Here is a 22,306-nt window from a genome sequence, read left to right on the forward strand (position 1 = left end):
GGATGCCGCGTGCCGGCGAGGGGCATCCGTTTCCCCGATCCACCACCGCCCGGGAGCACGCACCCCATTCGGGGCAGCACTGCCGCGCACGGGCCCGACACGGCCTGAATGCTCGTATTGTTGATCGGGTGACCTCTGAACCGACCACACCCGGCAAGCACCGCCTGGAGCGCTCGCTCGCCGCGATGGCCGGCACCACAGTCGGCCTGGCCGTGCTCGCCATCATCGCCCTGCTCATCGGCAGCGCCGCCGGGCTCGACCTGAGTGGCGGCTTCTGGGTGGTCGTGCTGGTCATCCCGCTCATCGCCCTGCCGATCGGGCTGCTGCTGATCATCGCCTTCATCATCGTGTCTGGCGTGCGCCGTTCTCGAGAGTCCTCATCGAGGCAGAGCTGATTCCTCCCCTGCCATGATCGCGCTGGCCGCCCTCGCACGATCGATGAGCGATGACGCTCTCGTCGGGGCGTTGCACGCGCGCGGGGTGCCCACCACGGGCATGCGCGATCTGTTCGATCTCGCGGAGTGGCTTCTGACGCCGACCTCGGTGCAGGCCGCCCTCGGCGACTTCGACCGCACGCACCTGGCCGTGCTGGGCGCGACCGCCGCCATCATCGCCGAGACCGGGGCCGAACCCGAGACTCCGGTCGGCTACGACGACATCGCCGCCCGCCTCACTCTGCTGCGCACCGAGCCGATCACCGCCGACGAGGTGCGCGCCGCCGCCGCCGACCTCGCGGCCGTGCTGCTCTGTCGCGCCGACGACGACGGCATCGCCGTGTTCCGCGGTGTCGGCGAGCGCCTCGCCGCGTGGCCGGCGGAGGGGTTGCCCTCCCTCGCCGAGCTCGCCGCCCCGTTCCCCCCGACGCCCGTCGCCGAGAGCGGCACCGACACCCGCATGCTCGACGCCCTGGCCGCCGAGCGAGCATTCTCCACTGTCGCCGCCATCGCAGAGCTCGTCACCGCCGTCGGCACCGAGCCCGCTCGCGAACTCGGCAAGGGCGGCCTCTCGCTCCCCGATGCCAAGCGCCTGGCCACGGCCATGTCCATCCCGATCGAACAGGTCGCCGGCCACCTCCGGGTCGCGGCGCGTGCCGGGCTCGTCGCCCTGAACGTCACCGACTGGATGCAGACCGACGCCGGAGGCGACTGGCTGAACGGCTCGACGCCCGAGCGCTGGGCAGCCCTCGCCGCGTCCTGGTACGAGGCCATGCCCACCGACGTACACGACATCCTGGCGAGCGCGCGCGTGCCCTGGGGCCCCGGCATCCGTGCCTACGTCGCCTGGTTGTATCCGGCATCCGGCGCCGCCCTCGAAGGCCGCATCGACGAGTTCTCGGCGGATGCCGAGCTGCTCGGCATCACGGCGGGCAGCACTCCCGGTGCCGTCGGCGCGCTCGTGCTGCGCGGCGAGCTGTCAGCCGCCGTCGAGACCCTCGACGGACTGCTTCCCCACGAGGTCGACAAGGTCTACCTGCAGCACGACCTCACCGTCATCTCCCCCGGCCCGCTGGCGCCACGCCTCGACGCCAGGCTGCGCACGCTGGCCGACGTGGAGAGCCGCGAACTCGCCTCGAGCTACCGTGTGACTGCGGCATCCGTCGAACGTGCCCTCGCCGTCGGAGAGACCGCCGAGTCGATGCTGGCCTTCCTCGGCGAGATCTCTCTCACGGGCATGCCGCAACCGCTCGGCTACCTCATCAGCGAGACGGCCGCCCGATACGGCCGCGTGCGTGTGGGCGCCACCCACGGCGAGGAGCAGTTCCACAGCTACGTGCGCAGCGACGACGAGTCGCTCATCGGCCAGATCAGCGTCGACAAGACCCTCACCGCCCTCGCCCTCGTGCGTACCGGACGGCACAGGGTGGCCAGCCGGTTCGAGCCGAGCATCGTGTTCTGGGCCCTCAGCGACGCGCGCTACCCGGTCGCCGCCGAGAACGACAGCGAGCAGATCGTGCACATCGCGCGGCGCACAGTGCGTCGACCCGCGCCACCGGCCAAGGCCGACCCCCTCGTCGACCTCGTGGTGCGGCTGCGGGCTGCGGATGCCGACATGGGCGAGACCGGACAGGCCTTCCTGGCCCGCCAGATCGAGGCGGCCATCCGCGAGAAGCGAACGCTGACGGTGAGCGTGCGGATGCCGGGAGGCGCAGTCTCCGACTACCTGCTCGAACCCACCTCCGTGGCCAACGGCCGCATGCGCGCCCGCGATAGGCGCGCTGACATCGAGCGCACCCTGCCCCTGTCGAGCATCGACGGCATCTCCTGAGCGCTCGATCCGACCCCGCACGGTCATGTCGTGGCCCAGCGCACGTCGGCCGATCCTCCAGCGACCGACTGTAGGATTGACGGTTATGTCAGACGGACCCCTGATCGTCCAGAGCGATCGCACTGTGCTGCTCGAAGTGGCGCATCCGCTCGCCGAGGACGCACGCCACGACCTCGCCGTTTTCGCCGAACTGGAACGTGCCCCCGAGCACATCCACACCTACCGCATCACGCGGCTGGGCCTGTGGAACGCTCGCGCCGCCGGTCATGAGGCATCCGACATGCTGGCGACGCTGGAGAAGTACTCGAAGTTCCCGGTTCCGCAGACCGTCACGATCGACATCGCCGAGACCGTCGGCCGCTACGGCCGCCTGGTCATCGAGCGCAACGACGAGGGTGAGCTGGTGCTGCGGTCGACCGATGAGCCCGTGCTCACCGAGATCTCGCACGCCAAGCGCATCGCGCCGCTGCTCATCGGGCACCCGTCGTCGGACACCTACCTCATCGAGCCGTGGGCGCGCGGAGCCCTGAAGCAGGAGCTCGTCAAGCTCGGCTGGCCCGCAGAAGACCTGGCCGGCTACACGCCGGGCACGCCGCACGCGATCGACCTCGCCGAAGACGGCTGGAGCCTGCGGGACTACCAGAAGAAGGCCGTCACGAACTTCTTCGACGGCGGCTCGGGAGTCGTGGTGCTCCCCTGCGGCGCCGGCAAGACCCTCGTGGGCGCCGGAGCCATGGCCACGGCGAAGACCAACACGCTCATCCTCGTGACCAACACCGTCTCGGCCCGGCAGTGGCGCGACGAGCTGCTGAAGCGCACCTCGCTCACTGAAGACGAGATCGGCGAGTACTCCGGCCAGATCAAGGAGGTGAAGCCCGTCACCATCGCGACGTACCAGATCCTCACAGCCAAGCGGAAGGGCGAGTACGCCCACCTGGCTCTCCTCGACGCGCTCGACTGGGGACTCATCGTCTACGACGAGGTGCACCTGCTGCCCGCCCCGGTGTTCAAGCTCACGGCCGAGTTGCAGGCTCGACGCCGCCTCGGCCTGACGGCCACCCTCGTGCGCGAGGACGGCCGGGAGGGCGACGTGTTCTCCCTCATCGGCCCGAAGCGCTTCGACGCCCCCTGGAAGGAGATCGAGGCCCAGGGCTTCATCTCCCCGGCGTCCTGCTACGAGGTGCGCATCGACCTGCCGCAGAGCGACAGGCTCACCTACGCCGCCGCCGCTGACGACGAGCGCTACAGGCTCGCCGCAACGGCCCCGGCCAAGCTCGACGTCGTGCGCCAGCTCGTGGCGCGGCATCCGGGCGAGCGGATCCTCGTGATCGGACAGTACCTCGACCAGATCGACGAGCTGGCCGAAGCGCTGAACGCCCCGAAGCTCACCGGTGCGACGCCCGTCGACGAGCGCGAGCGGCTCTACCAGGCCTTCCGCGAGGGCAGCCAGGAGGTGCTCGTGGTCTCCAAGGTCGCGAACTTCTCCGTCGACCTGCCCGAGGCGACCGTCGCGATCCAGGTGTCCGGTTCGTTCGGCTCGCGCCAGGAGGAGGCCCAGCGCCTCGGACGACTGCTGCGCCCCAAGGAGTCGGGCCTCACCGCCAACTTCTACACCCTCGTGGCACGCGACACCGTCGACCAGGACTTCGCGCAGAACCGTCAGCGCTTCCTCGCGGAGCAGGGTTACAGCTACACCATCCTCGACGCGCACGCGCTGGATGCGGTGGCGGCGTAGCGGTACCACCGCATCGGCCCCGCCCGCAGGGGACCGCGAAGCGGCACCCCCGCCCGCAGAAGGCCCGCGAAGCGGCACCCCCGCCCGCAGAAGGACCGCGAAGCGGCCCTGAAGCGTAGGGACCGGCGCAACCGAGTGCGCTTCGGCGCGCTCGCTGCGCTCCCGTGCCTCTGCGGGCGGGGGTGCGCTTCGGCGCGCTCGCTGCGCTCCCGTGCCTCTGCGGGCGGAAGGCGTCAGCCGCGCCCGTACCGCAGGAACAGCAGCGTCTCCCCCTGCAGGGCATGCACGAGCCGCATCCGTCGCAGCTGCTCCGACGCTCCCTGCAGGATGCGCCCAGCATCGCCGCCCACGAGCACCGGGCTGAGACTCAGGCACAGCTCGTCGACGAGGCCTGCGTTCACCAGCTCGCCGAACAGGTGCGGGCCACCCTCGCACAGCACCTGCGTGTGACCGCGCTCGGCCAGAGCCGCGAGAGCAACGTCGAGGTCGATGGCGTCCTCGCCGCACACCAGCACCTCGGCGACCTCGGCGAGCGCCTCACGGCCGGCGGCGGGAGACCCCGCGTGGGTGATCACATAGCGGGCGGCATCCGTGCCCGTGAATACCTGATGCCCCGGGTCGATCTCGAGGGATCCCGAGACGACGGCCAACGGCAGCCCGACCCCGCCGTAGCCCTCGGCACGTACGGTGCCCGCCCCCACCAGCAGCACGTCGGCCATCTCGCGCAGCACGCCCATCACGCGCTGGTCCTCGGCATCACCGAGGCCGCCGCTGCGGCCGTCGAGAGTGGCGGCGCCGTCGAGCGACACCACGAAGTTCATGCGCACCTGCGGCGTCCCGCGCCGCTCGATCGCGTACGCCGCCGTGAGTTCGTCATGCTCCAGCACGTCGCGCCTCCCACTCCGCCGCGGTCTCGGCGCTCACGTTGTGCCTCAGCGTGGCGGGCTCCCGCCATCCGGCCATCGTCTCGGTCATGCGCATGGCGTCCACGGTCTGGCGCACGTTGTGAACGCGCACGATGCGGGCGCCCTGCAGCACGCAGTACACGGCCGCTGCGATCGACCCTTCGATGCGATCGCCCCGATCGCGGTCGATCGACTCCCCGATGAAGTCCTTGTTCGAGAGGGCCACGAGCGTCGGATGCCCGAGTGCCGTGACCTCGGACAGGCGGCGGGTGAGCTCGAGCGAGTGCAGGGTGTTCTTGTTGAGGTCGTGGCCCGGGTCGACGACGATGCGTTCCAGCGGAACCCCGTGTTCGAGCGCCCGATCGACGCGCGCTCGCAGGAAGTCGACGACCTCGTCCACCACGTCGTCGTAGTGCGGCGCCGGAAAGACTGTGCGCGGCTCGGCGAGGCTGTGCGTCACCACGATCGTGGCGTCGCTGGCGGCCACGACCTCGGCCATGCGCACGTCGTGGATGCCCGTGGTGTCGTTGATGACGTGAGCCCCGGCGGCGATGGCCGCCTCGGCGACGGCAGCGTGGAAGGTGTCGACCGAGATGACGGTGCCGGAGCCGTGCAAGGCCTCGACGACGGGGACCACCCGGGCGATCTCCTCCTCCACCGGCACGGGCGGGCCCGGCGCGAACTTGGCGCCGCCGATGTCGACCCAATCGGCGCCGTCGGCAAGAGCCCGGTGCGCCGCGGCGACGGCGGCGTCCAGGGCGAACGTCGAGCCCTTGTCGTAGAAGGAGTCCGGCGTGCGATTGACGATGGCCATGACAGCCACCTCGCGCGAGAAGTCGAAGGTGCGCGGGCCGATCGTGCGCACAGGGTTCGCGATCATGCGGCGATCAGGGAGTCGAGTGCCACACCGGGATCGGCGAGCGCGACGGGGTCGACCCTCACGCCGGCGCGGATGAGCTTCTGCACGCTCTCGTTGACGTCCCACACGTTCACGTTCATGCCGGCGACGACGTGACGGTCGCGCAGCCAGAACGCGACGAACTCGCGGGTGGCCAGGTCGCCGCGCACCACCAGGTCGCCGCCTGCCGCGAGTGTTCCATAGCCCGAGTACTCCATGCCCAGGTCGAACTGGTCGGTGAAGAAGTAGGGGATCTCGGCGTACTCGACGTCGACTCCGGCGAGCGCCCGCCCGGCTGCCGCTCCCTGCTTGTCCGCGTTCGCCCAGTGATCCACCCGCAGGCGCCGGCCGAGCACGGGGTGGTAGGCGTTGGCGACGTCGCCGGCCGCGAACACATCGGGTGCGCTGGTGCGGAGTCCCGCATCCGTCACGATGCCGTTGTCGACGGTGATCCCGGATGCGGCTGCCAGCGTCGTGTTCGGCATCGCCCCGATTCCCACCACGACGAGGTCGGCGTCGAGCTCCTCCCCTGTACCGAGCACGACGCCCTTCACGTGACCGGAGCCGCCGCCGGAGCCGCGGATGGCGGTCACGGCGGCGTCCATCCGCAGGTCGACGCCGTTCGCGCGGTGCAGCTCGGCGAACACCTCGCCGATGACCGGTCCCACGGCCGATTCGAGGGGGATGGACCCGTGGCCGATGACCGTCACGGAGTTGCCGTAGGTGGTCGCCGCCGCAGCGACCTCGAGGCCGATCCAGCCCGAGCCGATGACGACGACGCGCCGGCCGCCCCGGGCGATGGCCGTGCGCAGCACAGTCGAGTCGTGCAGGGTGCGCAGCGTGTGGACGCCGGTGAGGGAGGCGCCCGGTCCGGTGAAGTGCCTGGGCGACGCCCCGGTCGCCAGCAGCAACCGGTCGTAGGTGAGGGTCTCGTCGCCGGCACGCACCGTGTGCGCAGCCGTGTCGAGCTCGGACGCCTCGACGCCCGTGTGCAGGGCGATGTCGTGGGCGGCGTACCACCCGGCATCGAGCGGGATGGTCGAGGCGGCGTCATCGGTTCCGAGCAGGTAGCCCTTCGACAGCGGCGGCCGCTCGTACGGCGGCCGCGCCTCGGCCGCGACGACGGTGACGGATGCGTCGATGCCCTCACTGCGCACGCTCTCGGCCGCCCGTGCCGCGGCCAGACCTCCCCCGACGATGACGATCCGATGGTGAGCGCTCATGCTGCCGAGTCTTCCACGCCGCCCCCGCCGCGGCCAGCGCCGACGACGATCGCCGCCCGACTCCCAGCAGGCTCTGCGTTCCGTCGACACGCGGCACAGCGTTCACCCGACTCGCCTCCACGCGATTCTCAGGCGGGTTTCAGGAAACGCGCAGATACTGGAACCATGGCTGACGGTCCCCGCATTCTCATCGTCGACGACGAACCCAACATCCGCGATCTCCTCACCACGAGCCTGCGTTTCGCCGGCTTCGCGGTGCGTGCCGTAGGCAATGGCGCACAGGCCATCTCCGCGGTCCTCGAAGAAGAGCCCGATCTCATCATCCTCGACGTGATGCTGCCCGACATGAACGGCTTCGGCGTGACCAAACGCCTCCGTACAGCCGGCTACACGGCGCCGATCCTCTTCCTCACGGCGAAGGACGACACCGAGGACAAGATCACCGGCCTCACCGTCGGTGGCGACGACTACGTCACCAAGCCGTTCAGCCTCGACGAGATCGTGGCACGCATCCGCGCCATCCTGCGCCGCACGATGCACGCCGACGAAGAGGCCGTCATCCGCACGGGCGAGCTCACCATGGACCAGGACACCCACGAGGTCCTCGTCGGCGAGATCCCCATCGAGCTCTCGCCCACCGAGTTCAAGCTGTTGCGCTACCTCATGCTCAACCCGAACCGGGTGCTCTCGAAGGCGCAGATCCTCGACCACGTCTGGGAGTACGACTTCAACGGCGACGCCGGAATCGTCGAGAGCTACATCTCCTACCTCCGCCGCAAGCTCGACCAGCACTCCACCGAGCCGCTGATCCAGACCAAGCGCGGCTTCGGCTACATGTTGAAGAGCTCGAAGGGCTGATTCCCGGGGGTCGGTCGGGTGATGTGCGGGAGTCGATGGGCTGACGCTCAGACTGCGTTCGTAGACTGGCGCCGCCATGCATGAATCACTCTCCGAGCGGTGGAACCGCGTCTCCCTGCGCAGCAAGATCACCGGCGTCACGGTGCTCATGCTGACTCTGGGTCTCCTGGTCTCCGGCATCGGAACCATGGCGATGCTGCGCCAGTACGTGACCCAGCAGGTCGACCAGCGGCTGACCGCCGTCGCCTCGGGGAAGCTCGACAAGTTCTTCGATGTCGATGGCGACGCCGAGATCACCTCGCTCACGAGCGACTCGACCGCGACCGACTACTTCGTCGCCGTCTTCGACACGGAGGGCGACCCGATCGTCCACAACTGGACGACGCGATCCCTCAACGATCTCCCCATCATCGAGGGCACCCTTCCGCTTGCGACGACGAACGACATCGACGGCGCGATCACGGAGCTGCGCGACTCGAAGGGCACCGCGTTCCACGCCATCGCGGTGCCGCAGAAGCTCGATGATCAGGGCAACATGGGCACCACCCTCATCGCGGTCTCGATGCGCGAGACCGACAACATCATGGCCACCTACCTGTCGATCTTCCTCGGCTTCGGCATCGGCGTGGTGATCCTGGGGGGCCTCATCACCCGGATGCTCGTGACGACGACGTTCTCGCCTCTGCGCGAGGTGGAGCGCACCGCCGCCGCGATCGCCGACGGCGACTTCAGCCAGCGACTCGGCGGAGCGACTCCCAACACCGAGGTCGGGCGCCTCAACCGCTCGCTCAACACGATGCTCAACCGCATCGACCGGGCCTTCAAGGACCGCGCCCGCAGCATCGAGCAGATGCGCCGCTTCGTCGGCGACGCCAGCCACGAGCTGCGCACGCCGCTCGTCTCGGTGCGCGGCTACGCCGAGCTGTACCGCATGGGCGCCCTGCAGAGCCCGGAAGACGTCGCCCAGGCGATGGAGCGCATCGAGAAGGAGGCCATCCGCATGGGCGGTCTCGTCGAGGACCTGCTCTCCCTGGCCCGCCTCGACGAGACCAAGCCGCTCGAGCTGGCTCCGGTCAACCTCGTGCCGATCGCCCGCGACGCCGCGCTCGACACCATGGCGTCCTCGCCCGACCGCACGGTCACGGTGATCCTCCCGCCCGTCGTCCGGCATCACGATGAGCCGACGGATGCCGTTGCCGATGACGCCTTGGACCCCACGAGCACCCCTGAGCGCCTCGGCACGAGCAACGCCACCGGCCCTGTAGCCTTCGCCGGTGCCACGCTCGCCCGCCTCCGCGGCCGGCGCTATCGCAAGGCCGATGCGGCATCCGTCGCCTCGGGAACCATCGTGGCCTCGGCCGTCGCTCCGGCCCCCGAGCACACCGAGGCCGGCGAAGCCATCGTGCTGGCTGAAGAGAACAAGATCCGCCAGGTGCTCACCAACCTGCTCGGCAACGCGATGCGCTTCTCCCCGGCGGGCAGCCCGATCGAGATCGGCGTCGCCATCGACGAGTCGACCGACCGGGCCGTGCTCTCCGTCATCGACCACGGAGACGGAATCCCGCCGCAGATCCGAGAGAAGATCTTCCAGCGCTTCTGGCGTGCGGACACCTCCCGCACCCGCGAGACCGGCGGCAGCGGGCTGGGCCTGGCCATCGTCTCGGCCATCGTCGCCGCGCACAACGGAACCGTCGACGTCGTCGAGACGCCGGGCGGCGGAGCGACGTTCCGCGTCTCGCTGCCGCTGGCGACCTCGCCGTCGGCACCGCAGTCGCTCGACGCCACAGGGACGCCCACAGCGGCCGTTCCCGTCGTCTGACGCGCCCCTCCCCTGCCCAGCGGGCCCCGGCATCCGTCCACGGAGAACGGATGCCGCCCGGCTGCGCGCGCGTGCCGGCTTAGCCTCGTGTCCTCGCACCATCGGAGAGGACACCACCCCATGACCAGCTACCACGTCGACAGCGACGCCGTCATCCAGACCACGCAGAGCGCCCACGGCTCCATCGAGCGCATCCGCACCGAGGTGCAGGCACTGCTCGGCCAGCTCACCAGCCTCGAGGGCTCGTGGAGCGGCCAGGCCTCGGTCGCGTTCCAGTCGGTCGTCGCCGACTGGAGGGCCACCCAGCAGCGGGTGGAGGAGAGCCTCGTGGGCATCACGACGGCGCTCGGCAGCGCCGGCCAGCAGTACGCGGAGACCGAGCAGGCCAACCTGCGGCTGTTCGGGCGCTGAGCCCACGGCCGGCCTTCGTCCGGCCCCCTTCGGAACACGGGCCCACAACGCACCATGGGCCCGTCCGCGCACGATGGGCCGGGTGGATTGACGACGCGAAAGAGGGCGCCTCCCGTGTGGGAGACGCCCTCTTCTCGTGTTTCAGCGGGACTTAGAAGTCCATGCCACCCGTGGGGTCGCCGGCCGGAGCCGGGTTCTTCTCGGGCTTGTCGGCGACGACGGCCTCGGTGGTGAGGAACAGTCCGGCGATCGACGCTGCGTTGAGCAGAGCCGAGCGGGTGACCTTCACCGGGTCGTTGATGCCGGCGGCCAGCATGTCGACGTACTCGCCGGTCGCGGCGTTGAGGCCCTGGCCGACGGGGAGGTTGCGCACCTTGTCGACGACGACGCCGGGCTCGAGGCCTGCGTTGAGGGCGATCTGCTTGAGCGGAGCGTCGATGGCCACCTTGACGATGTTCGCACCGGTCGCCTCGTCGCCGACCAGCTCGAGCTTCTCGAACGCGGTCTTGCCGGCCTGGATGAGGGCGACGCCACCACCGGCGACGATGCCCTCTTCGACGGCTGCCTTGGCGTTGCGCACGGCGTCCTCGATGCGGTGCTTGCGCTCCTTGAGCTCGACCTCGGTCGCGGCACCCGCCTTGATGACGGCGACGCCGCCGGCGAGCTTGGCGAGGCGCTCCTGGAGCTTCTCGCGGTCGTAGTCCGAGTCGGTGTTCTCGATCTCGGCGCGGATCTGCGCGACGCGGCCGGCGATGGCCTCCTCGTCGCCCGAACCCTCGACGATGGTCGTCTCGTCCTTGGTGATGATGACCTTGCGAGCCTTGCCGAGCAGGTCGAGGGTGGCGTTCTCGAGCTTGAGACCGACCTCCTCGGAGATGACCTGGCCACCGGTGAGGATGGCGATGTCCTGCAGCTGGGCCTTGCGACGGTCACCGAAGCCCGGAGCCTTGACGGCTACGGACTTGAAGATGCCGCGGATCTTGTTCACGACGAGCGTGGCCAGAGCCTCGCCGTCGACGTCCTCGGCGATGATGAGGAGCTGCTTGCCGGTCTGGATGACCTTGTCGACGATCGGCAGGAGGTCCTTGATGTTGGAGACCTTGCCGTTGACGATCAGGATGTAGGGGTCTTCGAAGACGGCTTCCTGACGGTCGGGGTCGGTGACGAAGTAGGCCGACAGGTAACCCTTGTCGAAGCGCATGCCCTCGGTCAGCTCGAGCTCGGTGCCGAAGGTGTTCGACTCCTCGACGGTGACGACACCCTCCTTGCCGACCTTGTCGATGGCCTCGGCGATGAGCGCGCCGATCTCGGGGTCTCCGGCGGAGATGGAAGCGGTCGCGGCGATCTCCTCCTTGGTCTCCACCTCCTTGGCGTTGGCGACGAGCTCGGCGGTCACAGCGGCGACGGCCTTCTCGATGCCGCGCTTGAGGCTGATGGGGTCTGCGCCGGCAGCGACGTTGCGGAGGCCCTCGCGCACGAGTGCCTGGGCGAGAACGACCGAGGTGGTGGTTCCGTCACCCGCGACGTCGTCGGTCTTCTTGGCGACCTCCTTGACGAGCTCCGCACCGATCTTCTCGTACGGGTCGTCGAGCTCGATCTCCTTGGCGATGGAGACACCGTCGTTCGTGATGGTGGGGGCGCCCCACTTCTTCTCGAGGACGACGTTACGACCGCGCGGGCCAAGCGTCACCTTGACGGCGTCCGCGAGGATATTGAGTCCGCGCTCGAGGCCGCGACGGGCCTCTTCGTTGAAAGCAATGATCTTTGCCATGTGTGATTCTCGTCCCTTCCCGGACGTTTCAATCTGCGTCTAGTTAGCACTCAATCCAAACGAGTGCTAATTCGATTCTGGCACTCTGATGCCCCGAGTGCAAGCCGGTGCGACGCTGCGGGTAGTGAACGTCTACTGCAGAGTGACGGAGCCCTGACCGTTGGGAACGAGCTCGATCCAGGTGTTGCCCGGGGCCAGCCTCACGACGACGCCGTTGCCGTCGACGAAGCGGATCGGGCTGCCGGCATTCGCCTTCGACCAGGTGGCATTGATGGTCTTGCCGCCCGTGGAGACCGTCGCCGCTCCAGACCCGGTCAGCACGGTCTTCGGCACCTCGCCGTAGGTGCCGTCGATATCGACGCGCATCGTCACGACGTTCGTGGCCTGCAGCTGCTTGCCCTTGTCGTCGAGGTCGGGAGCGCCCTCCTGATTGCGGAGCCACACCTTGTTCGCCTCGTCCCACGTGTAGTTCGGGAAGCGCTCCGGGGAGAACACGACGGCGATGTTCGCCGTCGGCGCACCGTCGAGAGCGGCCGTCGACGTCGCGATGTCGGTGGAGTAGGCGTACTGCTGCTGCGGAGCACCGAGGTCGGCCGCCTGCTTGACGGCGTCGGAGGCGTGCAGGATGACGTTGTGCGGTGCCTCGTGAGCGTCGTAGCGGTAGAAGATGCCGGAGGTGTCGTAGTCGAACACGAGGTTGCGCACGGGGGTGTTCATCATCATGTTGACGAAGACCTCCTGGCCGCCCGAGTAGGCGACGAGGCCGCCGAACGGAGAGATGATGTCGGGATCCATCGGGCGGATGGAGCGCACGGGGCCGATCTCGCTCGGGATGTCGTACTGCCAGACGGCCACGTAACGGGTGAGGCCACCCTCGACGAGCTCCTCGAAGACGATGTCGGTGCGGTCGAGTCCCACCTGCGGCCGCGCGCCCTCGTGGTTGTCGATCTTGGCGGCCAGGGACGGGTGGTCCATGGTGCCTGCCGGGACCGTGTTCCCGCGGAGCGGCGCCAGTTGCGTCGCCGCCGGAGCCTCGTACGTCGACACGTAGGCCGGTCCGGTCGGAGTCGGGCTCGCCGACTTCTCGGGCGCGGCCGACGTGCACCCTGCAGCGAGCAGGATCACGGGCAGCACGAGAGTCGTGGCCAAGACAGATTTGCGACGCATCCGCACCCCTCAGTCGGTTCCTCGACCAAACACTAACGCCGCCCGGTCACCCGGACGGCGTTAGGACACGGGCTATGCCCGCAGATCGTGCTGATCAGGCGAGTCGAACCGACTCGGCCTGAGGACCCTTGTTTCCGGTTCCGACCTCGAAGACCACCTGCTGGCCCTCCTCGAGAACCTTGTAGCCCGCCATGTCGATGGCGGAGTAGTGAACGAAGACGTCCTGACCCCCACCGTCGACCGTGATGAACCCATAGCCCTTTTCAGCGTTGAACCACTTGACGGTTCCGTTCGCCATTCGTTGCTCCCATTGCTGTGTAACTCGCAGCACCTGCCCATATGCCTGTACCGGGCCTGTCGCAGTGAACTGCGCCTGCTTCCCCGCTCTCGCGGAAATTGTTCGACCAGCACCAGATGTTACTGAAATCGACGGCGACGACAAGGGATGGAACGCTGCTTTTCATCGCAGATTGGCAACGATTCGTCACACGCCCCGTCGCAGGCGCTCGAAGCGAGCGTCAGGCGGGCGATTCGTAGTCGGATCCGACCACGAGCACGAGCTGCGCTCCGGCGTCCGCGAAGTCCTGCGAGAACTGCACGTCGGCACCCGGAACGGCGGCTGCGAGACCGCGTGCCGCGCCCTCCAGCGTGGCGTCCGCGTAGTACACGACGGTGTCGGTGTAGTCCTGCTTGTCGGCATTGGATGCCGCCCCGACGGTCCAGCCGGCCGCACCCAGCGAGTCGGCGACCTCCCGGGCCAGGCCCGAGGTGCCCGTGCCGTTCAGCACGGTGATACTCACCGACGGGTCCTGCGTGGGCGCCGCTGTGGCCGTGGCTGCCGGCGTCTCGGACGTGCTGGTGTCGCCGGGAGCCGAGTCCAACCCGCTGTTCAACAGCATGATGGCCACGGCGCCGACGACGACGAGCACGACGGTGGCGAGCGCCGCCCAGCCGAGGGCGATCCAGCCACGGCCGCGCTTGCGGGGGGAACGGTGGGCTCCGACCCGCTCGAGATCCTTGGGGATGTCGTCGAAGCGGTCTTCAGGGTACGAGGTGGCCATTCTTCCCGGTTCAGTTCGTGTCGTCAGTGGTGCCGAGGGAGCGCCGTCGGCGTGCCGCAGTGCGGGCGTCGCGGAGCCGCTGCAGCCTCTTGACGAGCATGGGGTCGTGCGCGAGCGCGAGCGGCGAGTCGATGAGGGCTCCCAGCACTTGATAGTAGCGGGCTGCGGAGAGACCGAATTCGGCCCTGATCGCCTGCTCCTTCGCGCCGGCGTGCACCCACCACTGCCTCTCGAAGGCGAGAACGGCCTCGTCCCGCTCCGACAGGCCGGACGACGCGCGCGCCGTGTCGTGTCGGGTCTCACTCGCCTCGGCCATGCGCACCTCCCACAGTCGACCGCGACCGGTTCGGGTCGGCTTGCGGCCATCATATGCACGAGCGATCGTGCTGTAGCTGAGCGTCACCCGGCCCGTCGGAATGCGATCATCGATACGGGCGTTGTCCCACGTCGACGCTGAATCCCCGGAAGGACCCCCATGAGTTACCAGGTATCGAAGTCCGACGACGAGTGGCGCGAGGAACTGGGCGCCGAGCAGTTCCAGGTGCTCCGCGAGGCCGCGACCGAGCGCCCGTGGACGGGTGAGCTCCTCGACGAGGAGCGCGGCGGGATCTACACCTGCGGCGCCTGCAACGCCGAGCTGTTCAAGAGCGGAACGAAGTTCGATTCCGGATGCGGCTGGCCGAGCTTCTACGAGTCCGTGCGACCCGAGGCCGTCCAGTTGATCGCCGACACCACCCTCGGCATGGAGCGCACCGAAGTGCGCTGCGCCAGCTGCGGCTCGCACCTCGGGCATGTCTTCCCCGACGGCTTCGGCACGCCGACCGGCGACCGCTACTGCATGAACTCGATCGCGCTGAACTTCACGCCCGACGCCTGAGCCTCAGGCCGCACGGCGGAACTGACGCCAGTTCACCCCGGCGACCACGACGGCGGCAAGAGCGAGCGCCGTGCCGACCACAGTCGAGACGGCGAGCGATCCCGCGTGCCCGGGCAGCATCGTGTCGATGGCGATCGCGGCCACGAGCTGGCCGGCGATCATGGCCAGCGACAGCACAAGCGTTCCGGTGATGCGCACGAGCACCGCCGCCGCCGCGATGAAGACGCAGCCGATGGCGCCGCCCAGGTAGAGCCAGGGCTCGCTCGGCAGCGACTGCGGCCAGCCGACGGCGACGGCGTGCACGACGAAGGCGATCAGGAGCACGACGGTGCCGACGGCGAAGTTGCCGACCGTCGCCGTCAACGCGCTCTCGGCGCTCTCGCGCACCCTGCCGTTGACCGCCTGCTGCCAGCCGAGACCGAGACCCGCGAGGAACGGCAGCACCAGCATCCAGAACGGAGCGTCGCCGTTCAGCTGCGTCGCCACCGAGACGACGACGGCGAGGATGGCGAGGCCGGCGCCGACGACCCGTGGAACCGTCAGGTGGCGCGGTCCTCCTGAGACGAGGGTCGTGCGGTCGACGAGCAGCCCGCTGATCGACTGGCCGGCGACGGTGGCGACGCTGAACAGTGCGACACCGAGCACGGCGGCTGTGAGGCCCTGGCTGAGCACGAGGAATGCACCGGCGGCCCCGCCGAAGAGCATCCACCACCGCAGGCGCCCATCGCGGAGGGCCGCCGGCACCCGGCGGAATCCTGCGCGTCCCGGTCGCCAGAACGCGAGGGCGATGAGCAGGATGACCAGGCCGCTGCCGAAGGAGATGAGCGCGGCGGCGAAGCCGTCTCCCAACTGCTGGCCGAGTTCGCCGTTGATGCGCGACTGCACAGCCACCAGCACACCGGCGACCACAGCGCACGCGACGGCACCGATGACCGCCGAGCGTGCCGGAGCCTCGTGCGGAGCATCCGTCGCGGCGGGCGCATCCTGCTGTGTCACGTGTCTTCCCCCGATCGGGGCCGGCTGCGGGACTCGAACCCGCAACCCCCGCTTTACAAGAGCGGTGCGCTACCAATTGCGCCAAGCCGGCAGGAAGCCTCGCGACTTCGAGAGTCGATCCTATCCGAAGTGCACCCGGTGCTCGAACGACGGATGCCCGCCCTCGAGACGAGGGCGGGCATCCGTTCAGCGAGTCAGACGGCTCAGCCGGCGGGCGTGGCCGTCGGCGTCGGCGTGGGCGTCGACGTCGAGTAGGTCTCACCCGCAGCCTGGATGACGAACGAGGCGAACTCCTCGGGGTCGGTGAGCGAGCCGGAGTACTGCTTGCCGTTCACGAGGACGGTGGGGGTTCCGCCGACGGCCTTGAGGTCGGAGTTCGGGATGGGCTCGTTGAGCGCGCGATCCGTCGAGGCCTCGACCCAGCTCGAGAACGTTCCGAGCTTGCCGTCGGTGATGCACTTCTCGACGCTGCTGAAGGAGCCGACGCCGGCGTCCTTGGCGACGGCGGCGATCTCCTCGTTGGAGAGGCCGGCCGTGCCCTCCTCGGGCTGGTTCGCGAACAACGCACTGTTGAACACGAAGAAGTCGTCGGGGCTGTAGTTGGCGACGCAGGCGGCGGCGTTCGCGGCGCGGCTCGAGTACATGGTGCCGGCCGACTTGGTCTTCAGCAGGGCGATGGGGTGGATCTCCAGCGTCGCGGCGCCGGACTCGAGCCACTTCTGCATCTGCTCGGCGTTCGTGGTCTCGAACTGGTTGCAGTAGGGGCAGAGGTAGTCGAGGTACACCCGGATGTTGGCGACCTTGCCGCTCTCGTCGGGCACCGTGGGCGTCGGGGACGCTCCGGCCGCGAGCGCGGGAGTGGTGACGGCCTTGAGGCCCTCGCCGATCACGATTCCGTCGCTGGCCATGTTCTTCGGACCGGGTCCTGCAGGCTTGACCGACTGCACGATGATGAGCGCGACGATGGCGACAACGGCCACGATCGCGATCGCGATTCCGCCCTGGAGCAGGACTTTGTTGCGCCGATCGCGCTTCTTCTGCTCCTCGCGCAGGAGGCGTGCCTTCTCACGGGCTTCCTCACGGCGCTGGTTCTTCGTCGGACGGGGGTCGCTCCCGTTGGTCATGGGTCCTCGCTTGAAAATGCGTCGGGGGACCGCGGAGAAAACCGCGGATGGCTGCAGGCAAACGCCTCGAAGATAGTAGGCCGACAGTCTGGGAATTGGCCAACCGGAGCCTGAATGGGGGGTGCGCTCCGATCCCCGCGCCCGGGCCGAAGAGGTACCCCCCGATTCGGTGTCATCCCCTCTGCATGCAATACTGACACTTGGTCACCGTCGACCGATGGCGACCACCATCCATTCACTACGGATCGTCCGGCACGTACCTGCCGGTGAAGGAGAAGCGAAACCCATGGCATCAGTCACTTTCGACAAGGCCACCCGCCTGTACCCCGGCGGTACCCGCCCCGCTGTCGACCAGCTCGACCTGCAGGTCGCCGACGGCGAGTTCCTCGTTCTCGTCGGCCCCTCCGGTTGCGGCAAGTCCACGTCGCTCCGCATGCTCGCCGGCCTCGAAGAGGTCAACGACGGCAACATCTTCATCGGCGAGCGCAACGTCACCGACGTTCCCCCGAAGGACCGCGACATCGCGATGGTCTTCCAGAACTACGCGCTGTACCCGCACATGACCGTCGCTGAGAACATGGGCTTCGCGCTCAAGATCGCCGGCGTCGGCAAGGACGAGCGCGCCAGCCGCGTTCTCGAGGCTGCCAAGCTGCTCGACCTCGAGCCCTACCTCAGCCGCAAGCCGAAGGCCCTCTCCGGCGGTCAGCGTCAGCGCGTCGCCATGGGCCGCGCCATCGTGCGTCAGCCGCAGGTGTTCCTCATGGACGAGCCGCTGTCGAACCTCGACGCCAAGCTGCGCGTTCAGACCCGTACCCAGATCGCGTCGCTCCAGCGTCGCCTCGGCGTCACCACGGTCTACGTCACGCACGACCAGACCGAGGCGCTCACCATGGGCGACCGCATCGCCGTGCTGAAGGACGGCGTGCTGCAGCAGGTCGGCACCCCGCGCGACCTGTACGAGTCCCCGAACAACGTGTTCGTCGCCGGCTTCATCGGCAGCCCGGCCATGAACCTGTTCTCGGCCGACATCGCCGACGGCGGCGTCAAGTTCGGCTCGGCCATCGTGCCCGTCGAGCGCCAGGCCCTCGACAGCGCGACCGGCAAGAGCGTCACCGTGGGCGTTCGGCCCGAGGACATCACCGTCTCGACGACCGCCAACACCGGCCTCGAGGTCGATGTCGACCTGGTCGAGGAGCTCGGAGCCGACGGTTACCTCTACGGTCACTCGACCATCGAGGGCAAGCGCACCGACATCGTCGCTCGCGTCGACGGCCGCATCCACCCGAACGCCGGCGACAAGGTCTACCTCACGCCGACGCCGGGCCACGTGCACGTCTTCGACGCCGAGAGCGGCGAGCGTCTGCTGCACACCGCCATCGCGCACTAGTCATCACCATTCAGAACGGCCGGCGGGTACATCCCGCCGGCCGTTCGCTTTTCCCCGGAACGGTAGGCTCGATCCTCATGAGAGGCTCCCTCACCATCACCTCGGCGGTCACCGACCCCGCGCTGCTCGACCTGCCGTGGGACCAGCCCCTCGACGAGTGGTCCAACGACCACATCGCCGTGCTGCCCAAGGGCATCTCGCGTCACCTTGTTCGATTCGCCAACCTCTCGGGCCACGTCATCGCGGTCAAGGAGACCACCGAGGTCATGGCCAAGGGCGAGTACGAGATGCTGCGCACGCTGCAGCGCATGGAGGTGCCGTGCGTCGAGCCCGTCGCCGTGATCACAAACCGCGTCGACCACGAGGGCGACCCGCTGCCCCCTGCGCTGGTGACCCGGCACCTCAAGTTCTCCCTCCCCTACCGGGCCCTGTTCTCGCAGACTCTGCGGCCCGACACGGCGACCCGTCTCGTCGACGCGTTGGCCGTCCTGCTGGTGCGCCTGCACATGATCGGCTTCTTCTGGGGTGACGTGTCGCTCTCGAACACGCTCTTCCGCCGTGACGCCGGCGCCTTCGCCGCCTACCTCGTCGACGCCGAGACCGGCCAGCTCTACACCGGCGGCCTCTCGAACGGGCAGCGCGAGAACGACCTCGAGATCGCCCGCGTGAACATCGCCGGCGAGCTCATGGATCTCGAGGCGGGCGGTCGCGTCGCCGACGAGCTCGATCCCATCCGCATCTCCAACGGCATCGTGGAGGCGTACCGCCTGCTCTGGAAGGAGCTCACGGGCTCCGAGTCGTTCGACTCGTCGGAGCGCTGGCGCATCAGCGAGCGGGTCGACCGTCTCAACAAGCTCGGCTTCGACATCGAGGAGCTCGCCATCCGCACCACCGATGAGGGCTCGACCGTGCGCATCCAGCCGAAGGTGGTCGACGCCGGCCACCACCAGCGTCGCCTGCTGCGCCTCACCGGCCTCGACGCCGAGGAGAACCAGGCCCGCCGACTGCTCAACGACCTCGACTCCTACGCGGCCACCTACGGCAAGAACGACCTCGACGAGGAGATGGTGGCCCACGAGTGGCTCATGCGCGTCTTCGAGCCCGTCATTCGCGCCATCCCCCGCGACCTGAAGGGCAAGCTCGAGCCGGCCGAGGTGTTCCATCAGCTGCTCGAGCACCGCTGGTACATGGCGCAGAACGCCGGCCACGACATCCCCTTGGCCGAGGCCGTGACCAGCTACATCAACGACGTGCTGCGCCACCGCCGCGACGAGGCCACGATGATCGATCCGCCGACCGGCGCCTTCACCGTGCCGATCTCGGTGATCAGCGACAGCGACAGCGACGACGACTCCACCAGCGACAGCGACGAGGACTGGCGCCTCAAGGTGTGACGGTGGCTGCTCATCCCTGCGGCAGGGCCGTCACCACGACATTCTCGAGGTAGGTTCGGCGGTCGTAGTCGAACTCCCCTCCACAGGTCACGATCGTCAGACGCGGTGGCCCTGACCGGTCGAACACAGCCGGCCAGTCCACGTCGGTCTTGCGCACCATGCCTTCCGCCTGCACGAGATAGCTGATCTCGCGGCCCTCCTCGGTCGTGACGATCATCTCCGTGCCGGCCACAACCTCCGGGAGCCGCGCCAGAGGCCCGATGTCATAGTCGAGCGAGTCGACGTGAGCGGCGATGACAGTGGCACCGCCGGCACTGCCGGGCCACGAGCCGTAGCGATACCAGGCCGCGTCGGCTGGATCAGGAGGCAGCGCCATTGCGCCCGTGTCCGCCAGGCCCTCCGGTTGCACGCTCATGTCCACGCCGATGGCCGGAATGCGGATCCGAACGGGAGCCACGGCGATCGGGATCTGCTGGTCGAGCCCGGCCCCGGCGACAGGAACGGTGACCGCCGCAGTCGGCGGCACCGCGGACGGCGTCGCGGACGGCGAAGCGGTGACCGTCGGCGCAGAGACCGCCGGTCCAGAGGCCATCGGCGCGCCACACCCCACGAGTGGGAGGACGCACGTGAGCGCCGCGACGAGGACCACTGCTCTCCTCGTCGCGGCACCCACGCTGGTGGTCAGGCTCGTGCCTTGACCCGGGTCACCGCGACGGCGGCGACGGCTGCGACGAGCAGCGTCAGCACTGATGCTCCCACCCAGATGCCGGTCGCGTCGAACGGCTTGTTGGTGGCGACCAGACCAGCGGAGCCGGCCGGGATGCTGTCAGGGCTGGAGTGCAGTCCTTCGATCGTCTGCACCGCGAGAGCGAGATTGTCATCGTCGAGGCTTCCCCACGCGTAGGCGATGGTGTTGACGCCCTCGGCGACGTTGACGTCGGCCGGTCCGATCAGCGGATCGGTCGTTCCGGTCGCGGCGACCGACGCCGAGACGACACCGGCCGGAAGCGCGAGGATCTCCTCATCCGGATTGGTGAGCCCCGTGATCACAGCGGTGCCACCGGCCAGAACGTCGACAGCCGGCGCAGCCGCGACATGGCGCACCGTCAGCCGCCCCTCCCCCGCCGCGATGGTGGAGATGTCGTTGGTGAAGAGCGTCGCGGTCGGCGTTCCGTCCTCGCCGAGATGAGCCACAGCCGTGTAGTTCATTCCCGACTCCAGTGCGAGATCGACCGGCCCGATCACCGGGCTCGAGGCATCCGCGGCGTCCGACGCCGTGATGGCCACGGAGTATGTTCCGGCGGGGAGCGCCAAGGGGCCGCCCATCGAGCCGGGCTCGAAGTCGTCGATGGTCAGCTCGTCGTTCACATAGACGTCCACAGTGACGTCGGGAACCGCATGCAGAACGGAGAGTTGAGCGTCTCCTTCTGCGGCATTGGCGGGAGCGGCGGCCCCGATGATGAGCAGCGCACCGGCGGCAATGCCGGTGGCGAGGATGGTCGTGCGCATAGTTACCTCCGTGTCGGGCCCCGTGGGGCTCAGAAGTGCTGTCACTGCTACTTCCGCACCAAGGGGGGTCTTCGGATGCACCCTCGACGAGATCGGTGCGGAATGACACGTCCGCCGGGTGTCTGTCAGCCCGGAGCAAGGTCTGTCGTCGCCGGGCCGTAGGCCGCCTCGTCGACGTGCCAGGTGATCATGCCGTCACGCCCCCAGTCGATCGTGAGAGTCAACAGCTCGGGGTTGCCCCGTCGGGTGGCCGTCTTCTCCATGCGCAGACCCCGCTCGCCGATCTCCTCCGCCGTCGCGCACTCCGACACGGCGCGCACCCCCGAGACCACCGAGACCAGGCAGTAGGCGCCGTCGTTGCGGATGGCCGCGTAGATCTCCACGTCGTCATCGCTGACGATGTCAGACGCGAGCTGCCGGAACGACTCCCTGGCGTAACCCAGCACGACGGCGTCGCCGGGGTTCGCCGTCGGGTAGGCGAGGCTGTTGAACACGGTCTCGAGCATCGCCGTGGGTGCCGGCGTGGGCGGCTGGGCGGCGAGGACGGCCCGGTTGACGGCCTCGACCGCCGTCACGGCGAGAGCGCCGATGAGCACGCCGGCGGCGAGCCCGATGAGGAGCATGCGGCGGCCGGATCTGCGGCTCGCACCGCGAGGAGGGCTGGGCGCCGCGTCCATCACCGATGCGTCGGCAGCGGCATCCGGAACCGCCGTCTCGACCTGCGGAGTCGCAGCGGCCGCAGCCACCCGTCGGTCGTGGAGCATGAGCTCCCAGACCGACGAGCGCATGCTCACGCGTTCGCCGGTGTCGGGATCGACGAAGCTCTGCTCGGCCTCGTCGGCGGAGGCGCGGGCGTAGACCCGCTGCACCAGCCGGTCCCGCTCCGCGTCCTGTGTCACCTCGCTG

Annotated in this window: 22 protein-coding genes and 1 tRNA gene; 9 read left to right on the forward strand and 14 right to left on the reverse strand. The window is 68.8% G+C overall.

Features of this window, described 5'->3' with window-relative positions:
• Positions 1-128 precede the first annotated feature (128 nt).
• The 3 genes from E4M00_RS01735 to E4M00_RS01745 all read left to right on the forward strand — a co-directional run bounded on the left by E4M00_RS01735 (position 129) and on the right by E4M00_RS01745 (position 4,000).
• A complete protein-coding gene (locus E4M00_RS01735; protein WP_135118837.1) occupies positions 129-395 on the forward strand; it encodes a hypothetical protein in 267 nt (88 codons plus the stop codon).
• 13 nt (positions 396-408) lie between these two features.
• Complete coding sequence (locus tag E4M00_RS01740; RefSeq protein ID WP_135118838.1) at positions 409-2,265, forward strand: helicase-associated domain-containing protein; 1,857 nt, start codon at positions 409-411, stop codon at positions 2,263-2,265.
• A gap of 85 nt (positions 2,266-2,350) precedes the next feature.
• Complete coding sequence (locus tag E4M00_RS01745) at positions 2,351-4,000, forward strand: DNA repair helicase XPB (RefSeq protein WP_135118839.1); 1,650 nt, start codon at positions 2,351-2,353, stop codon at positions 3,998-4,000.
• A gap of 233 nt (positions 4,001-4,233) precedes the next feature.
• Here E4M00_RS01745 and E4M00_RS01750 read toward each other — a convergent pair whose 3' ends face one another.
• The 3 genes from E4M00_RS01750 to E4M00_RS01760 are packed head-to-tail and all read right to left on the reverse strand — an operon-like array spanning position 4,234 to position 7,026.
• On the reverse strand, positions 4,234-4,887 hold the full coding sequence (locus tag E4M00_RS01750) for a pyrimidine reductase family protein (RefSeq protein WP_204772948.1): 654 nt from the start codon (positions 4,885-4,887) through the stop codon (positions 4,234-4,236).
• Entirely contained in the window at positions 4,874-5,785 is a 912-nt protein-coding gene (folP, locus tag E4M00_RS01755) for a dihydropteroate synthase (RefSeq protein WP_135118840.1), read from the reverse strand. Before folP ends, E4M00_RS01750 begins: the two co-directional genes overlap by 14 nt.
• The gene (locus E4M00_RS01760; RefSeq protein WP_135118841.1) at positions 5,782-7,026 is read right to left on the reverse strand and encodes an NAD(P)/FAD-dependent oxidoreductase; all 1,245 of its coding nucleotides are present in this window, start codon (positions 7,024-7,026) and stop codon (positions 5,782-5,784) included. Before E4M00_RS01760 ends, folP begins: the two co-directional genes overlap by 4 nt.
• Positions 7,027-7,191: 165 nt before the next feature.
• Here E4M00_RS01760 and E4M00_RS01765 point away from each other — a divergent pair, with 165 nt between their 5' ends.
• From E4M00_RS01765 to E4M00_RS01775, 3 genes are all read left to right on the forward strand, one after another.
• Positions 7,192-7,884 carry a response regulator transcription factor gene (locus tag E4M00_RS01765; RefSeq protein ID WP_056166107.1) on the forward strand — a complete coding sequence of 231 codons (693 nt, stop codon included), beginning with the start codon at positions 7,192-7,194 and terminating at the stop codon, positions 7,882-7,884.
• A 76-nt stretch (positions 7,885-7,960) separates the two neighbouring features.
• Entirely contained in the window at positions 7,961-9,703 is a 1,743-nt protein-coding gene (locus tag E4M00_RS01770; RefSeq protein WP_135118842.1) for a sensor histidine kinase, read from the forward strand.
• A gap of 120 nt (positions 9,704-9,823) precedes the next feature.
• Positions 9,824-10,114 (forward strand): WXG100 family type VII secretion target, encoded by a 291-nt coding sequence (locus tag E4M00_RS01775; protein ID WP_056166101.1) that lies wholly within the window; start codon positions 9,824-9,826, stop codon positions 10,112-10,114.
• Positions 10,115-10,265: 151 nt separating this feature from the next.
• Here the strand turns inward: E4M00_RS01775 and groL are convergent, their stop codons facing one another.
• The 5 genes from groL to E4M00_RS01800 form a co-directional block, all read right to left on the reverse strand.
• Positions 10,266-11,885, reverse strand: coding sequence for a chaperonin GroEL (gene groL, locus E4M00_RS01780; RefSeq protein ID WP_056166098.1), 1,620 nt, complete (start codon positions 11,883-11,885; stop codon positions 10,266-10,268).
• Positions 11,886-12,017: 132 nt separating this feature from the next.
• The gene (locus tag E4M00_RS01785) at positions 12,018-13,052 is read right to left on the reverse strand and encodes a DUF3048 domain-containing protein (protein WP_135118843.1); all 1,035 of its coding nucleotides are present in this window, start codon (positions 13,050-13,052) and stop codon (positions 12,018-12,020) included.
• A 94-nt stretch (positions 13,053-13,146) separates the two neighbouring features.
• A complete protein-coding gene (locus E4M00_RS01790; protein ID WP_055820931.1) occupies positions 13,147-13,350 on the reverse strand; it encodes a cold-shock protein in 204 nt (67 codons plus the stop codon).
• 220 nt (positions 13,351-13,570) lie between these two features.
• Positions 13,571-14,113, reverse strand: coding sequence for a LytR C-terminal domain-containing protein (locus E4M00_RS01795; protein ID WP_135118844.1), 543 nt, complete (start codon positions 14,111-14,113; stop codon positions 13,571-13,573).
• A gap of 10 nt (positions 14,114-14,123) precedes the next feature.
• Positions 14,124-14,429 carry a DUF3263 domain-containing protein gene (locus E4M00_RS01800; protein ID WP_135118845.1) on the reverse strand — a complete coding sequence of 102 codons (306 nt, stop codon included), beginning with the start codon at positions 14,427-14,429 and terminating at the stop codon, positions 14,124-14,126.
• A gap of 159 nt (positions 14,430-14,588) precedes the next feature.
• Here E4M00_RS01800 and msrB point away from each other — a divergent pair, with 159 nt between their 5' ends.
• On the forward strand, positions 14,589-14,990 hold the full coding sequence (gene msrB, locus E4M00_RS01805; protein ID WP_056166090.1) for a peptide-methionine (R)-S-oxide reductase MsrB: 402 nt from the start codon (positions 14,589-14,591) through the stop codon (positions 14,988-14,990).
• Positions 14,991-14,993: 3 nt separating this feature from the next.
• On the opposite strand, the gene E4M00_RS01810 is transcribed toward msrB, so the two are convergent.
• The 3 genes from E4M00_RS01810 to E4M00_RS01820 form a co-directional block, all read right to left on the reverse strand.
• Positions 14,994-15,986 (reverse strand): DMT family transporter, encoded by a 993-nt coding sequence (locus E4M00_RS01810; RefSeq protein WP_135118846.1) that lies wholly within the window; start codon positions 15,984-15,986, stop codon positions 14,994-14,996.
• 18 nt (positions 15,987-16,004) lie between these two features.
• A tRNA-Thr gene (locus E4M00_RS01815) sits at positions 16,005-16,077 on the reverse strand.
• Positions 16,078-16,189: 112 nt separating this feature from the next.
• Positions 16,190-17,110 (reverse strand): DsbA family protein, encoded by a 921-nt coding sequence (locus E4M00_RS01820; protein ID WP_135118847.1) that lies wholly within the window; start codon positions 17,108-17,110, stop codon positions 16,190-16,192.
• A gap of 286 nt (positions 17,111-17,396) precedes the next feature.
• Between E4M00_RS01820 and E4M00_RS01825 the strand changes: the two genes are divergently transcribed.
• Both E4M00_RS01825 and E4M00_RS01830 read left to right on the forward strand, forming a co-directional pair.
• A complete protein-coding gene (locus E4M00_RS01825) occupies positions 17,397-18,497 on the forward strand; it encodes an ABC transporter ATP-binding protein (RefSeq protein ID WP_135118848.1) in 1,101 nt (366 codons plus the stop codon).
• 77 nt (positions 18,498-18,574) lie between these two features.
• Positions 18,575-19,891, forward strand: a complete 1,317-nt coding sequence (locus E4M00_RS01830; RefSeq protein ID WP_135118849.1) for a DUF4032 domain-containing protein — start codon at positions 18,575-18,577, stop codon at positions 19,889-19,891.
• 10 nt (positions 19,892-19,901) lie between these two features.
• Here E4M00_RS01830 and E4M00_RS01835 read toward each other — a convergent pair whose 3' ends face one another.
• From E4M00_RS01835 to E4M00_RS01845, 3 genes are all read right to left on the reverse strand, one after another.
• Positions 19,902-20,540: a class F sortase gene (locus E4M00_RS01835; RefSeq protein WP_135118850.1), complete on the reverse strand. Its 639-nt coding sequence runs from the start codon at positions 20,538-20,540 to the stop codon at positions 19,902-19,904.
• 32 nt (positions 20,541-20,572) lie between these two features.
• Positions 20,573-21,400, reverse strand: a complete 828-nt coding sequence (locus E4M00_RS01840) for a DUF4397 domain-containing protein (RefSeq protein ID WP_135118851.1) — start codon at positions 21,398-21,400, stop codon at positions 20,573-20,575.
• 125 nt (positions 21,401-21,525) lie between these two features.
• Entirely contained in the window at positions 21,526-22,299 is a 774-nt protein-coding gene (locus E4M00_RS01845; RefSeq protein ID WP_135118852.1) for a hypothetical protein, read from the reverse strand.
• Positions 22,300-22,306: the final 7 nt, after the last annotated feature.

It is taken from the genome of Orlajensenia leifsoniae, assembly GCF_004570845.1.
Taxonomy (GTDB): domain Bacteria; phylum Actinomycetota; class Actinomycetes; order Actinomycetales; family Microbacteriaceae; genus Orlajensenia; species Orlajensenia leifsoniae.

Excerpts from the sequence above, each read along its gene's own strand:
- E4M00_RS01740 (WP_135118838.1), top strand. The coding sequence starts at position 409 with ATGATCGCGCTGGCCGCCCTCGCACGATCGATGAGCGATGACGCTCTC.
- E4M00_RS01745 (WP_135118839.1), top strand. The coding sequence starts at position 2,351 with ATGTCAGACGGACCCCTGATCGTCCAGAGCGATCGCACTGTGCTGCTC.
- folP (WP_135118840.1), bottom strand. The coding sequence starts at position 5,785 with ATGATCGCGAACCCTGTGCGCACGATCGGCCCGCGCACCTTCGACTTC.
- E4M00_RS01760 (WP_135118841.1), bottom strand. The coding sequence starts at position 7,026 with ATGAGCGCTCACCATCGGATCGTCATCGTCGGGGGAGGTCTGGCCGCG.
- E4M00_RS01765 (WP_056166107.1), top strand. The coding sequence starts at position 7,192 with ATGGCTGACGGTCCCCGCATTCTCATCGTCGACGACGAACCCAACATC.
- E4M00_RS01770 (WP_135118842.1), top strand. The coding sequence starts at position 7,961 with ATGCATGAATCACTCTCCGAGCGGTGGAACCGCGTCTCCCTGCGCAGC.
- E4M00_RS01775 (WP_056166101.1), top strand. The coding sequence starts at position 9,824 with ATGACCAGCTACCACGTCGACAGCGACGCCGTCATCCAGACCACGCAG.
- groL (WP_056166098.1), bottom strand. The coding sequence starts at position 11,885 with ATGGCAAAGATCATTGCTTTCAACGAAGAGGCCCGTCGCGGCCTCGAG.
- E4M00_RS01785 (WP_135118843.1), bottom strand. The coding sequence starts at position 13,052 with ATGCGTCGCAAATCTGTCTTGGCCACGACTCTCGTGCTGCCCGTGATC.
- E4M00_RS01790 (WP_055820931.1), bottom strand. The coding sequence starts at position 13,350 with ATGGCGAACGGAACCGTCAAGTGGTTCAACGCTGAAAAGGGCTATGGG.
- E4M00_RS01795 (WP_135118844.1), bottom strand. The coding sequence starts at position 14,113 with ATGGCCACCTCGTACCCTGAAGACCGCTTCGACGACATCCCCAAGGAT.
- E4M00_RS01800 (WP_135118845.1), bottom strand. The coding sequence starts at position 14,429 with ATGGCCGAGGCGAGTGAGACCCGACACGACACGGCGCGCGCGTCGTCC.
- msrB (WP_056166090.1), top strand. The coding sequence starts at position 14,589 with ATGAGTTACCAGGTATCGAAGTCCGACGACGAGTGGCGCGAGGAACTG.
- E4M00_RS01820 (WP_135118847.1), bottom strand. The coding sequence starts at position 17,110 with ATGACCAACGGGAGCGACCCCCGTCCGACGAAGAACCAGCGCCGTGAG.
- E4M00_RS01825 (WP_135118848.1), top strand. The coding sequence starts at position 17,397 with ATGGCATCAGTCACTTTCGACAAGGCCACCCGCCTGTACCCCGGCGGT.
- E4M00_RS01830 (WP_135118849.1), top strand. The coding sequence starts at position 18,575 with ATGAGAGGCTCCCTCACCATCACCTCGGCGGTCACCGACCCCGCGCTG.
- E4M00_RS01840 (WP_135118851.1), bottom strand. The coding sequence starts at position 21,400 with ATGCGCACGACCATCCTCGCCACCGGCATTGCCGCCGGTGCGCTGCTC.